The sequence below is a fragment of the Phreatobacter oligotrophus genome (assembly GCF_003046185.1).
Classification (GTDB): Bacteria; Pseudomonadota; Alphaproteobacteria; order Rhizobiales; family Phreatobacteraceae; genus Phreatobacter; species Phreatobacter oligotrophus.
In genome coordinates, this window is the sequence record NZ_PZZL01000005.1 from 316,564 (window position 1) to 328,551 (window position 11,988).

At 69.5% G+C, this 11,988-nt stretch carries 11 protein-coding genes; 5 read left to right on the forward strand and 6 right to left on the reverse strand.

What is annotated here, in order from left to right:
• Positions 1-6: 6 nt before the first annotated feature.
• Together C8P69_RS13720 and C8P69_RS13725 are read left to right on the forward strand one after the other, a co-directional pair.
• The gene (locus C8P69_RS13720; RefSeq protein WP_108177982.1) at positions 7-1,260 is read left to right on the forward strand and encodes a glycosyltransferase family 2 protein; all 1,254 of its coding nucleotides are present in this window, start codon (positions 7-9) and stop codon (positions 1,258-1,260) included.
• Position 1,261: 1 nt separating this feature from the next.
• Positions 1,262-2,026: an N-acetyltransferase gene (locus C8P69_RS13725; RefSeq protein WP_108177983.1), complete on the forward strand. Its 765-nt coding sequence runs from the start codon at positions 1,262-1,264 to the stop codon at positions 2,024-2,026.
• 60 nt (positions 2,027-2,086) lie between these two features.
• Here the strand turns inward: C8P69_RS13725 and C8P69_RS24455 are convergent, their stop codons facing one another.
• From C8P69_RS24455 to C8P69_RS13755, 6 genes are all read right to left on the reverse strand, one after another.
• Positions 2,087-4,645, reverse strand: coding sequence for an OmpA family protein (locus C8P69_RS24455; RefSeq protein ID WP_108177984.1), 2,559 nt, complete (start codon positions 4,643-4,645; stop codon positions 2,087-2,089).
• A 156-nt stretch (positions 4,646-4,801) separates the two neighbouring features.
• A complete protein-coding gene (locus C8P69_RS13735) occupies positions 4,802-5,791 on the reverse strand; it encodes a branched-chain amino acid ABC transporter permease (RefSeq protein WP_108177985.1) in 990 nt (329 codons plus the stop codon).
• Entirely contained in the window at positions 5,791-6,678 is an 888-nt protein-coding gene (locus tag C8P69_RS13740) for a branched-chain amino acid ABC transporter permease (RefSeq protein WP_108177986.1), read from the reverse strand. The genes C8P69_RS13735 and C8P69_RS13740 overlap by 1 nt, the downstream gene beginning before the upstream one ends.
• A 75-nt stretch (positions 6,679-6,753) precedes the next feature.
• Positions 6,754-7,908: an ABC transporter substrate-binding protein gene (locus C8P69_RS13745; protein WP_245902054.1), complete on the reverse strand. Its 1,155-nt coding sequence runs from the start codon at positions 7,906-7,908 to the stop codon at positions 6,754-6,756.
• Between the two features lie 122 nt (positions 7,909-8,030).
• Positions 8,031-8,774, reverse strand: a complete 744-nt coding sequence (locus C8P69_RS13750) for an ABC transporter ATP-binding protein (protein WP_108177987.1) — start codon at positions 8,772-8,774, stop codon at positions 8,031-8,033.
• A complete protein-coding gene (locus tag C8P69_RS13755) occupies positions 8,767-9,531 on the reverse strand; it encodes an ABC transporter ATP-binding protein (protein WP_108177988.1) in 765 nt (254 codons plus the stop codon). The genes C8P69_RS13750 and C8P69_RS13755 overlap by 8 nt, the downstream gene beginning before the upstream one ends.
• Before the next feature lie 238 nt (positions 9,532-9,769).
• Here C8P69_RS13755 and C8P69_RS13760 point away from each other — a divergent pair, with 238 nt between their 5' ends.
• The 3 genes from C8P69_RS13760 to C8P69_RS13770 all read left to right on the forward strand — a co-directional run bounded on the left by C8P69_RS13760 (position 9,770) and on the right by C8P69_RS13770 (position 11,956).
• Positions 9,770-10,309 (forward strand): cytochrome b, encoded by a 540-nt coding sequence (locus tag C8P69_RS13760; RefSeq protein ID WP_170118244.1) that lies wholly within the window; start codon positions 9,770-9,772, stop codon positions 10,307-10,309.
• Positions 10,310-10,442: 133 nt separating this feature from the next.
• A complete protein-coding gene (locus tag C8P69_RS13765; protein ID WP_108178131.1) occupies positions 10,443-10,868 on the forward strand; it encodes a DUF1236 domain-containing protein in 426 nt (141 codons plus the stop codon).
• Positions 10,869-11,011: 143 nt separating this feature from the next.
• On the forward strand, positions 11,012-11,956 hold the full coding sequence (locus C8P69_RS13770) for an SMP-30/gluconolactonase/LRE family protein (protein ID WP_108177990.1): 945 nt from the start codon (positions 11,012-11,014) through the stop codon (positions 11,954-11,956).
• Positions 11,957-11,988 lie beyond the last annotated feature (32 nt).

Sequence of the window (11,988 nt, forward strand, 5' to 3'; positions counted from 1 at the left end):
CCCTCCATGGCCGCCAGCGCCGTCGCCTCGACCCCGACCGCCCCCGCCGAGGCGCGGCGGCCGCTGGTCACCATCGCGCTGCCGACCTACAACCGCGCGCAATATCTCGACCGCTTCTTCACCCACCACATCCAGGCCTTCGAGGCCCGCGGGATCGATTTCGAGATCCTCGTCTCCGACAACAAGTCGACCGACGACACCCCGGCCATCGTCGCCCGCTGGGCCGCGGCGGACCCGCGCATCCGGCCGGTACGCCAGATCGAGAACATCGGCGCCTACGGCAACTTCCTCTACACCTGGCGGCAATCGCGCGGCGAATTCGCCATCTGGGTCGGCGACGACGACCTGCTCGTGCCGGATGTCGTCATTGGCTACCTCGGCCGCCTTGCCGCCGATCCCAACCTCGTCATGGTCCAGGCGCCCTGGATGCTCATCGACGAGACCCGCGACAATGCGGAGATGGGCACCTTCTACCGCATCGGTGGTGAGCGCCTGTTCCGCAAGGGCGAGCATGAGGCCTGCCTCGACTTCATGCTGACCCACCACATCTTCCCCGAATGGTTCATCATCCGGACGAGCGTGGTCCACGACGTCATCGAGCCAGTCACCCCTTACGCCTTCCATTACTTCGCCCATCTTGCCCGCGCGCTGGCCGTCGGCTCGGTGCTCTTCGCGCCCGAGCCCTTCGCCCGCGTCACCGCCATCTCCAAGGGCGGCGTGAACCATTCCGGCAACAGCGAGACCATGGACGGCTGGGACCGCTTCCGCGGCGGCGTCGAGTTCTTCGCCTCCTATATCGAGCCGGCGCCGCTTGCCGATCCCGTCGCGTCCGCGCCGCTGCTGCGCCGGTTCCAGGAGTTCACCATCAAGCGCATGCAGGTGGCCATCAACCTGCACATCTTCGCCGGCAACTGGAGCCACGCCTATCACCTCGACCGCCGTGTGCGGGCCTATGGCCAGCCCGGCTGCCATCCGGACATGCGCCCCGTCGTGTCCGGTCTCTGCGCCCTCGAGACCCTCGTAGCAGAGGCCCGCGCCCAGGCGCGCCATCTCGTCGTGCTCGACGACATGATCGCCGACGACACGCTTGAGAGCCTGACGCCCAAGGTGCGCGAGGCCTTCATCCGCCGCCGGGACCCGCGCGCCGCCTCGCCGACGCCCAAGGCCTTCGCGCTGATGACGCCGCCGGCGACCGACCTCCTCGGTCCCGACGACATCATCCTCGACCTTCACGCCGCCTTCCGGCGCACGCCGGCCTGACATGACCTGGACGCTGGCGGGGGCATCCGGCGCGCGGCTCGCCATCCGGCCGACGCCATGGGACGCGCGCGCGCTGGGACGTCCGACCCTCGACATCACCGAGGCCTCCCTGGCGGGCGATGAGGGCGTCGCCGACGACACGGACGTCATCACCGCATTTCGCGACCTCTGCGAGGCGGAACAGGCGGGCCTCGTCACCGGCCGCCTTCCCGCCGAACGCCGCATCGCCATCGCCCGGCTCCAGGCCATCAGCTTCCGCTATGTCGAGACGGTACAGACCCTGCGCTTTGCCAACCTCGCCCGCTTCGAGCCGCCCTGCCGGCCCGCGCCCTTGCGCCTCGCCGCCGCGGAGGACCATGCGGCCCTCCTCACCCAGGCCGCCGAGACCTTCCACTATGGCCGCTTCGCCGAGGACCCGGCCATCCCGCCCGAGGTGAACCGGCGCCGGCAGGTCGACTGGATGGAAGGGCTGCTCGCCGGCCGGGCCACCGTGCTCGTCACCGGCGCGTCCCCCCGGCCCGGCGCCTTCATGGCCTTCACCACCGCGGACGGCTCGGCCGACCTCGTGCTGGGCGGAACCCAGCCGGACCAGGCCGTGCTCGCCCTGCCCTTCTGGACGGCGATCCTGCTTCATCTGAAAGAGCAGGGAATCCGCCGCGTCGACACGGTGGTCTCGGCCGCCAATATCGGCGTCGCCAACCTCTATGCGCGCCTCGGCTTCCAGCTGACTGGCACGCTGGTCGGCCTGCACCTCCACCGCCCCTAACCAGCCACAAACGAAACGGGCGCCCGAAGGCGCCCGCTCGCATCTCTCAGGCCGGCAGCTTTACTGCGGCGCCTGGGTGTTCTGCTGGTTGAGAAGGTCGGTGATCCGGCGCAGCGTCACGCGGCGGTTCTCCGCCGAGGGCCCCTGCGTCTGCACCTTGAGGTTCTGCTCGCCATAGCCCTGGGTCGTCAGGTTCTCCGGCGGGATGTTGTAGGTCTGCGTCAGCGCCGTCGCGATGGACTGGGCGCGCCGGTCCGACAGCGACAGGTTGTCGACGTCATTGCCCACCGCATCCGTGTGGCCCTCGATGAGGAAGACCTCGTTGGGATTGGCCGTGATCGCCCGGCCCAGCGCCGCCGCGATCGTGTCGAGGCGACGGACCTGGTCCGGCTTGATCTCCCACGACCCCGTATCGAAGGTGATCGTGTTGACGTCGACGCTGCGGGTATAGGCGCGGACCGTCGGGCTGTAGCGCACCTCGTCGAGTGTGTAGCGGCGCGGCGGACGCTGCACCAGCGGCGCGCTCAGCGCCTCGTAGATCACCTCCGGCGATGCCTCATCGGCGTCGACGATGTAGCGGTTGCGCGGGAACGAATATTCCGGCGGCGGCAGCTCGATGATCTGCTCCTCGAAGGTCCGCGGGCGCGGCCGGAACGAGTTGTCAATCAGGATCACCTCGCGCCCGTCGGGATAGCGGCGGATGCGGCGCACCAGTTCGCCACTCTCGTCGGTGACGGTGATGACACGCACGCCGTCCGGCCGGTCATAGATCGAGACCATCTCGTTGCCACGACGCTCGGTGCGGAAATTGCCGCCGAGCTCGCGGAAGCGCGCCGTCTCGTCGTGACGGATGAAGGTGCCCTCGCCGTCCCGGATGATGGTGCGGCCTGGCTCGTGGATGACGGTGACGCCGTCCTGGGTGAACTCGCGGCGGCTGTCGCGGATCTCGTCGACCCGCTCGGCGCGCGCGCCCCGGCTCAGCATGAAGCCGCCGACAAGGCCAGCGCCGATGCCGATGGCGGCGGCACCCGCGGGGCCGATGCGCGAGCCGCGACGCTGCTCGGGCGGACCCTGGCGCGGCGGCTGGCCGGCGAAACCACCGGGAACGCCCACGCCGGGCTGACCGGGCTGGCCCTGGAAGCCGCCGGGAGCCCCGGGCCCGCCGGGCCGCTGCTGGCCGAAGCCCTGGCCCGGAGGCAGCGCCGGAGACTGGGCGGGACCGCCGGTCTGCGGCTGGTTGGGAAGACCGGGCGGCTGGGCCGGGCCGCCGATCTGCGGCTGCCCTGGCTGGCCGGGAACGACACCCGGCGGACGCTGTCCGATGGGCGGCTGGCCGGTCGGGGGCTGCTGGGCGCCACCGGTCTGCGGCTGGCCCGGCTGACCGGGAACGACGCCCGGCGGACGCTGTCCGATGGGCGGCTGGCCGGTCGGGGGCTGCTGGGCGCCACCGGTCTGCGGCTGGCCCGGAACGACTCCCGGCGGACGCTGGCCGATGGGCGGCTGGCCGGTCGGGGGCTGCTGCGCCCCACCGGTCTGCGGCTGGCCGGGAACGACACCGGGCGGGCGCTGGCCGATCGGCGGCTGGCCGGTCGGGGGCTGCTGCGCCCCACCGGTCTGCGGCTGGCCGGGAACGACACCGGGCGGGCGCTGGCCGATCGGCGGCTGGCCGGCCGGGGGCTGCTGCGCGCCACCGGTCTGCGGCTGGCCCGGCTGGCCGGGAATGACGCCCGGCGGGCGCTGGCCGATCGGCGGCTGGCCGGTCGGGGGCTGCTGAGCGCCGCCGGTCTGCGGCTGGCCGGGAACGACGCCCGGCGGACGCTGGCCGATGGGCGGCTGGCCGGCCGGAGGCTGCTGGGAACCGCCGGTCTGCGGAACCGCGCCGGGACGCTGCACAGGCGGCTGCGCCGTCTGGCCGGGCGGGTTCCCGCCGAAGGGCGGGCGGCCGTCCTGCGGCCGGATGGCGCCAGGCGTCGGACGCTGCCCGTCACCCGAGGCCGCGGGCGGCGTGACACGGTTCGGCTGAGGCTGTCCAAGGCCGGGACGCGGGGCCTGGCCGGCGCCGGGCTGCTGACCCTGGCCGGGCGGCTGCCCGGTGAAGCCCGGGCTGCGCGGCGGCTGCGCGCCGGAGGGCGGGTTCACCCGCGGCGGGGTCGGCTGCGTGGGCTGGGCGATGGGCGGCGCGGTCCGCTGGGGCTGCTGCGACTGAACCGGCGGCGCAATGCGCTGCTGCTGCGGCGGCTGCTGGACCGGAGGGCGCTGCTGGATGGGCGGTGCCTGCCGCTCCGGCTGGACCTGGCGCTGGGGCTGCTGGACCGGCGCAACGGGCGGGCGCGGCTGCTGGACCTGACCTCCGCCACCGCCACCGAAGCCACCCTGGGGGGGACGGGGCTGCTGCACCTGCCCGCCACCGGGAGCACCCCCGCCGGGCGCCCGGCCCTCGGGCGGACGGCCCTGCTGGCCCTGCCCGCCCGGCCGCTGCTGGCGCGGATCGCGCTCCTGCTGCGGGTTGAGCTGCGCCACCTCAAGCCGCCCCGACGGCAAGGTCTCGGCAAGGCCGGGAGCCATGGCGAGCACCGGCAGGATGGTGCCGGCGAGCAGGGCGCGTTTCAGGGCGTTCATCGGTCACTCCACGGAATCAGCGGCGGCCCGAAAGCCGACAGGCCTCCATGGCAACCGCAAATGACGGCACAATCGCGACGCTCGCGAGGGAACGGCGCGGCATTTGGCTTAAACGCCGTTCATCTGCCGCCGTTCCCGACTACCGTCGCCCGGCCGTCACAAGGGCTTCTTCAGCCACTTTCCGATGACGCCGACAATGCCCTCGCGGAACACGAGCACGCAGACCACGAAGATCACGCCCTGAACGATCGTCACCCATGCGCCGAGGCCGGCGAGGAAGTTCTGCATGGAGATGATGACGGCCGCCCCGACGATGGGGCCGAAGACCGTGCCCATGCCGCCGACCAGCGTCATCAGCACCACCTCGCCGGACATGCTCCAGTGCACGTCGGTGAGCGAGGCGAGTTGCACCGCCACCGCCTTGGTGGCGCCGGCAAGGCCCGCCAGCGAGGCCGAGAGCACGAAGACCGCCAGCTTGTACTGGTTCACCCGGTAGCCGAGCGAGACGGCGCGCGCCTCGTTGTCACGGATCGCCTTCAACACCTGGCCGAAGGGCGAGTGGATGATGCGGTAGATGAGCAGGATGCCGGCCATGAAGATGGCGGCGACGAGGTAATAGGTGACGGTGTCGTTGGAGAGCGGCAGCACGCCGAAGATGGCGTTGCGCGGCACGGCCTGGATGCCGTCCTCACCGCCGGTGAAGCGCGGCGTCTGCAGCGAGAAGAAGTAGACCATCTGGGCCAGCGCCAGGGTGATCATGGCGAAGTAGATGCCCTGGCGGCGGATGGCGAGCGAGCCGAAGGCCAGACCCAGGATGGCGCCGGAGGCGGTGCCGAGAAGGATCGAGGCCTCGGGCGTCAGGCCCCAGTGCTTGGCGGTGTAGGCCGAGACATAGGAGGCGAAGCCGAAATAGGCGGCATGGCCGAAGGACAGCAGGCCGCCATAGCCGAGCATGAGGTTGAAGGCGCAGGCGAAGAGCGCGAAGCACAGCACCTTCATCAGGAAGAACGGATAGCCGATCACCGGGATGAAGGGCAGCACGACCAGAAGCGCCGCCAGCACGATGAACAGGGTGCGATGCAGCGCCGAGTGGTCGGCAGCCTCGGACGGGCTGGCAGGCGCCGCGGCGATGGAGATCTCGGCCATCAGGCGGCCCTCCCGAACAGGCCCGCCGGCTTCACGAGAAGCACGATGGCCATGATGATGAAGATGACGGTGGCGGAGGCTTCCGGATAGAAGACCTTGGTCAGGCCTTCGATCAGGCCGAGGCCGAAGCCGGTGACGATGGCGCCCATGATCGAGCCCATGCCGCCGATGACCACCACCGCGAAGACGACGATGATGAGGTCGGCGCCCATGTTGGGGTTCACCGAATAGATCGGGGCCGCCAGCACGCCCGCGAAGGCGGCAAGGCCGACGCCGAAGCCGTAGGTCAGCGTGATCAGCAGCGGCACGTTGATGCCGAAGGCCTGGGTCAGCGTCGGGTTTTCGGTGGCGGCGCGCAGATAGGCGCCGAGCCGCGTCTTCTCGATGACGAACCAGGTGGCAAGGCAGACGACCAGCGAGGCGACGACCACCCAGGCGCGATAGTTCGGCAGGAACATGAAGCCGAGGTTCTGGCCGCCGCGCAGCTCGGCCGGGATCTGGTAGGGCAGGCCCGACGAGCCGAACTGGTTGCGGAACAGGCCCTGGATGATGAGGGCAAGGCCGAAGGTCAGCAGCAGGCCGTAGAGATGATCGAGATGATAGAGGCGTTTGAGCAGCGTCCGCTCGATGATGACGCCCGTCACGCCGGCGACGATGGGCGCCAGCAGCAGCGCTGGCCAGTAGCCGATGCCCACCCAGTTGAGCAGCATCCAGGCGATGAAGGCGCCCATCATGTACTGGGCGCCGTGGGTGAAGTTGATGATGTTCAAGAGGCCGAAGATCACCGCGAGCCCGAGGCTCAGGATGGCGTAGAAGGACCCGTTGATCAGGCCGAGCAGAAGCTGGCCGAACAGGGCTTGCGGCGGAATGCCGAGAAGCTCGAACATCGATGCGAACCTGGCTAAGGCGGACCTTGCTGAAGGATGAGGGGAAGCGCCGCGGACGGCGCCTCCCCGAATGTCTTAGGCGCGGACCAGCGAGCAGCCGCCGGCGTTGAGCGGCCGGAAGGCCTCCTCGCCCGGGATCGTGGCGATCAGCTTGTAGTAGTCCCACGGGCCCTTCGACTCCGACGGCTTCTTCACCTCGAAGAGATAGGCCGGATGGATCTTGCGGCCGTCCTGGCGAATGGTGCCCTGGCCGAACAGCGGATCGTCGGTGCCGTTGGCCTTCATCCAGGCCATGACCTGGGCCGGGTCCTTGCTCTTCGTGGCGGCGACGGCCTTGAGGTAGTGCAGCGTCGAGGAATAGACGCCGGCCTGGACCATGGTGGGCATGAAGCCGTTGCGCTGCGCGCCGAAGCGACGCGACCAGGCGCGGGTGTTGTCGTTGAGATCCCAGTAGAAGGTCTCGGTCAGCACCAGGCCCTGCGCCGTCTGCAGGCCGAGGGCGTGCACGTCGACGACGAAGACGAGGAGGCCGGCGAGCTTCTGGCCGCCTGCCGTGATGCCGAACTCGGCCGCCTGCTTGATCGAGTTGACGGTGTCGCCGCCGGCATTGGCGAGGCCGATGACCTTGGCGCGCGAGGCCTGGGCCTGCAGCAGGAAGGACGAGAAGTCCGTGCCCGGGAAGGGCGTGCGCACGCCGCCGAGGACGCGGCCGCCGGCGCGCTGCACCACGGCGGTGGTGTCACGCTCCAGCGCATGGCCGAAGGCATAGTCGGCGGTGAGGAAGAACCAGGTGTCGCCACCGGCCTTCACCATGGCGCCGCCGGTGCCCTGCGACAGCATGTAGGTGTCGTAGGTCCAGTGGATCGTGTTGGGCGAGCACTGGGCACCGGTGAGGTCCGAGGTCGCCGAGCCCGAGTTCAGGTGGATGCGGTTCTTCTCGCGGGTGATCTGGTTGATGGCGAGACCGACCGAGGAGGTCGGCACGTCGGTGATCACGTCGACCGCGTCGTTGTCGTACCACTGGCGGGCGATGTTGGCGCCGACGTCCGGCTTGTTCTGGTGGTCGGCCGAGACGATCTGCACGTTGATGCCGTTGGCGGCGGCGCGGAAGTCCTCGACGGCCATGCGGGCGGCGATGACCGAACCCTCGCCGGTGAGGTCGGCATAGAGACCGGAGCGGTCATTCAGCACGCCGATCTTGACGTTGATGGGCTGCTGGGCCTGGGCCATCGACCGGGCGGTGAAGGCGGTGGCGGCGGCGCCGGCCATGAGCGAGCGGCGATTCATGCGGAAGGTCATGGTCGTCTCCTCCAGAGAGAACAGATGGGTCGGTTGTTCTTGTTGTTGCGGGCTCACACGCCGAGATGGGCGTGCAGCTTGTCGATGTTCTGGTCGAGCGCGTCATTGGGGATCATGTCGACGACACGTCCCTGCTCGACCAGATAGTGGCGGTCGGCGACCGTCTGGGCGAAGCGGAAGTTCTGCTCCACCAGGATGATGGTGTAGCCCTCGCGCTTCAAGCGGGCGATCGTCCGGCCGATCTGCTCGATGATGACGGGGGCGAGGCCCTCGGTCGGCTCGTCGAGCAGCAGGAACTTGGCGCCGGTGCGCAGGATGCGGGCGATGGAGAGCATCTGCTGCTCGCCGCCGGACAGCTTGGTGCCCTGGCTGTTCAGCCGCTCCTTGATGTTGGGGAAGAGCTCGAAGATCTGATCGACGCTCATGCCGCCGGGGCGCACCTGCGGCGGCAGCATCAGGTTCTCTTCCACCGACAGCGAGGCGAAGATGCCGCGCTCCTCCGGCACATAGCCGATGCCGAGCTTGGCGATGGCCCGCGACGACATGCCGATGGTCTCGCCGCCCTCGAAGGTGATGGAGCCCGTCCGCTTGCTGATGATGCCGATGATCGACTTCAGCGTCGTGGTCTTGCCGGCGCCGTTGCGGCCGAGCAGGGTCACGACCTCGCCCTCGGCGACGTCGAGGCTCATGCCGTGCAGCACGTGGGACTCGCCGTACCACGCATTGAGGTCACGCACGGACAGCATGGGGCGGGCGGCCGTGGTGGCGGCGGGCGTTGCGAGGGCAGCGTCAGCCATGACCGGCTCCGATATAGGCTTCGATCACGCGCGGATCCTTCGACACGGTGGCATAGTCACCTTCCGCCAGCACCTTGCCGCGGGCGAGCACCGTGATGCGGTCGGAGAGCGAGGCGACGACCGAGAGATTGTGCTCGACCATGAGGATGGTGCGGTTCGCCGAGACGCGGCGGATCAGTTCGGCGATGCGGTCGACGTCCTCGTGGCCCATGCCGGCCATGGGCTCGTCGAGCAGCATCATTTCCGGATCGAGCGCCAGCGTCGTCGCGATCTCGAGCGCCCGCTTGCGGCCATAGGAGAGCTCGACCGCCTGGTGGCGGACGAAGTCCTTGAGGCCCACGGCCTCGACGAGCCGCTCGGCCTCGGCATCCAGCGAGGACAGGACGCTTTCGGAGGTCCAGAAATCGAAATTGTCACCGCGCTTGCGCTGCAGGGCGATGCGGACGTTCTCCAGCACGCTCATATGCGGGAAGACGGCCGAGATCTGGAAGGACCGCACGAGGCCGAGGCGGGCAATGTCCGCCGGCTTGGTGCGGGTGATGTCCTGCCCCTTGTAGGTGATCGTCCCCCGCGTCGGGATGAGGAACTTGGTCAGCAGGTTGAAGCAGGTCGTCTTGCCGGCCCCGTTCGGACCGATCAGCGCGTGGATGCTCCCCCGGCGCACGTCCAGGTCCACCTCGCTGACAGCCGTGAAGCCTTTGAAATCCTTCGTCAGACCACGGGTCTGGAGGATGATCTCGTCGGTCGTTCCCACCATGCACTCTGTTCTTTTGCCGTGCGTTGGCGGCATTGCTGCATGGCGCAGTCAGCATAGTCAATCGAAAACCTGACTGGCACGTCATGTCCTTAGGACAGAGGGTGCGGCCTGTCGGCGCATATGCGCGCACCGGCTGCGCGTGCTCCACCCCTGCGCTTCTTGCCAATACATTAGAATGATTCTAAGAGAACCATGTCGCGCGCCCCCGGCCGACTCCAGTCCATCCGAGGGCCTCGCCATGACCACCCCATCCTCCCCCGCTTATGACCGCCTCAGCATCGCGCTGCACTGGATCGTCGCCATCGGCATCGCCGGGTGCTACGGGCTCGGCCTCGCGCAGGACGAGGGTCCGCGGGCGATGCGCCAGGGCCTGCAGAACCTGCACATATCGGTCGGCATCGTCGTTCTCGCCCTGGTGGCCTTGCGCCTCGCCTGGCGCGCGGGCCGCTGGGCGCTCTCGCCTCGCCCCGTCACCACAGACACCTTCGCCGCCAGGCTTGCCCACGCTGGGCTCTACGCCGTGATGGTGGCGGTGCCGCTGCTTGGCCTGTTCATGCTGTGGACGCGTGGTCTCGACGTCTCGGTTCTCGGCGTGTCCTTGCCATCGCCCTGGCCGGCCGACCGTGCCCTCGCCAAGGTCATCAGTGGTCTCCACGAGGCGGCGGCCCATGGCCTGCTGCTGCTGGCGGGCCTCCATGCCGCGGCCGCCCTCGGCCATCACTACCTCCTGCGCGACGACGTGCTCGGTCGGATGCTGCCGCTGGCGCGCCGCTCCTGACCCTCCGTTCCTATCGGCCGGGCACGGCTGCCATGTCGCGCATTGTCACGATCCGTGATGTGGAAATACGAACTGGATCCCGATCCGCACGTTGTCAGGACATGCCCTTCCGGCATTCCAGATGGAGGATCCCATGAAGAAACAGCTTCTCGCCGGCGCCATGCTCGCCAGCGCTTTCGCCCTCGCCCTTCCCGCGAACGCCCAGACCCGTGAGCCCGGCGTTCCGCCCGGCGTCGGTGCCGGTGCAGCCACGGGCGCCGTCGGCGGCGCCGTGATCGGTGGCCCGGTGGGCGCGGTGGTCGGCGGCGCGGCTGGTGCGATCGTCGGCGGCATCGCCGAGGCGTCCCGCCCGAAGTTCCGCGAATATGTCGTGGAGCGCCGCCATCCCTCCTACACCTACGAGGGCGAGGTCGCGGTCGGCCGCGAGCTGCCGTCGAGCGTGACCTACTACGAGGTGCCGCGTCAGTACGGCGAGACCCAGTATCGCTACACGGTCGTCAACAACCGGACGGTCCTGGTCGAGCCGGGCACCCGCCGCATCGTCCAGGTCATCGACTGACCCGGACTGAACCGGCCATGGACAGGGCGCCCCGCGGGGCGCCCTTTTCGCATGGGCGGCCGACGCCTCCCGTCCTTGCGCGTCCGGTTGGGGCGGCTGACACTCCCTCCACCCGCCGGAAGAGCGGCCACGCGGAGGTGCGCATGTGGGAGCCGAGCCCGATCTATCCCGACCCGTCCATCGAGATCCTCGATCCGCGGTTCCTGAAGTACCGCCTGTTCAATGCCGCGGTGGAGCGCCTCGCCACCGGCCTGCGCTGGGGCGAGGGTCCCGTCTGGCTGGGCGATCAGCGCTGCCTCTTGGTCAGCGACATTCCCAATGACCGCATCCTGCGCTGGGACGAGGAGACCGGCGCCGTCACGGTTTTCCGAAAGCCCAGCCACAAGGCCAACGGCAACACCCGCGACCGCCAGGGCCGCCTCGTCACCTGCGAGCATGGCGGCCGGCGGGTGATCCGCACCGAATACGACGGGTCCATCACCGTCCTGGCGAGCCATTACGAGGGCCGCCGCCTGAACTCGCCCAACGATGTCGTGGTGAAGTCGGATGGCTCCATCTGGTTCACCGATCCGCATTTCGGCCTGCTGAGCCACTACGAGGGCGAGCCCGCTCCGCAGGAGCTGCCGCAGAACGTCTACCGCATCGACCCTGACGGGCTCGGCATCGCCGCCGTCGCCGAGAATGTCGCCGGCCCGAACGGCCTGTGCTTCTCACCCGATGAGCGCACCTTCTACCTCGTCGAGTCGCGCGCCACGCCCCATCGCCTGATCGCGGCCTATGACGTCACCGCCGACGGCCGCGCCATCGCCAACCGCCGCGTCTTCGTCGATGCGGGGCCCGGCGGCACGCCGGACGGCATCCGCTGCGACGTCGATGGCAATCTCTGGTGCGGCTGGGGGATGGGGACGCCGGAGCTCGACGGCGTCATGGTCTTCGCGCCCGACGGCACGGCCATCGGCCGCATCCGCCTGCCCGAGCGCTGCGCCAATGTCTGTTTCGGCGGCCGCCACCGCAACCGCCTGTTCATGGCGACCGGCCGCGGCATCTACGCGGTCTATGTGAACACCCAAGGGGCGCCCGGCGGCTGATCCCCCTGAAACGGAAACCGCCGCGCCCCTTG

Excerpts from the sequence above, each read along its gene's own strand:
- C8P69_RS13755 (WP_108177988.1), bottom strand. The coding sequence starts at position 9,531 with ATGGTGGGAACGACCGACGAGATCATCCTCCAGACCCGTGGTCTGACG.
- C8P69_RS13740 (WP_108177986.1), bottom strand. The coding sequence starts at position 6,678 with ATGTTCGAGCTTCTCGGCATTCCGCCGCAAGCCCTGTTCGGCCAGCTT.
- C8P69_RS13760 (WP_170118244.1), top strand. The coding sequence starts at position 9,770 with ATGACCACCCCATCCTCCCCCGCTTATGACCGCCTCAGCATCGCGCTG.
- C8P69_RS13720 (WP_108177982.1), top strand. The coding sequence starts at position 7 with ATGGCCGCCAGCGCCGTCGCCTCGACCCCGACCGCCCCCGCCGAGGCG.
- C8P69_RS13765 (WP_108178131.1), top strand. The coding sequence starts at position 10,443 with ATGAAGAAACAGCTTCTCGCCGGCGCCATGCTCGCCAGCGCTTTCGCC.
- C8P69_RS13750 (WP_108177987.1), bottom strand. The coding sequence starts at position 8,774 with ATGGCTGACGCTGCCCTCGCAACGCCCGCCGCCACCACGGCCGCCCGC.
- C8P69_RS13725 (WP_108177983.1), top strand. The coding sequence starts at position 1,262 with ATGACCTGGACGCTGGCGGGGGCATCCGGCGCGCGGCTCGCCATCCGG.
- C8P69_RS13735 (WP_108177985.1), bottom strand. The coding sequence starts at position 5,791 with ATGGCCGAGATCTCCATCGCCGCGGCGCCTGCCAGCCCGTCCGAGGCT.
- C8P69_RS13770 (WP_108177990.1), top strand. The coding sequence starts at position 11,012 with ATGTGGGAGCCGAGCCCGATCTATCCCGACCCGTCCATCGAGATCCTC.
- C8P69_RS13745 (WP_245902054.1), bottom strand. The coding sequence starts at position 7,908 with ATGGCCCAGGCCCAGCAGCCCATCAACGTCAAGATCGGCGTGCTGAAT.
- C8P69_RS24455 (WP_108177984.1), bottom strand. The coding sequence starts at position 4,645 with ATGAACGCCCTGAAACGCGCCCTGCTCGCCGGCACCATCCTGCCGGTG.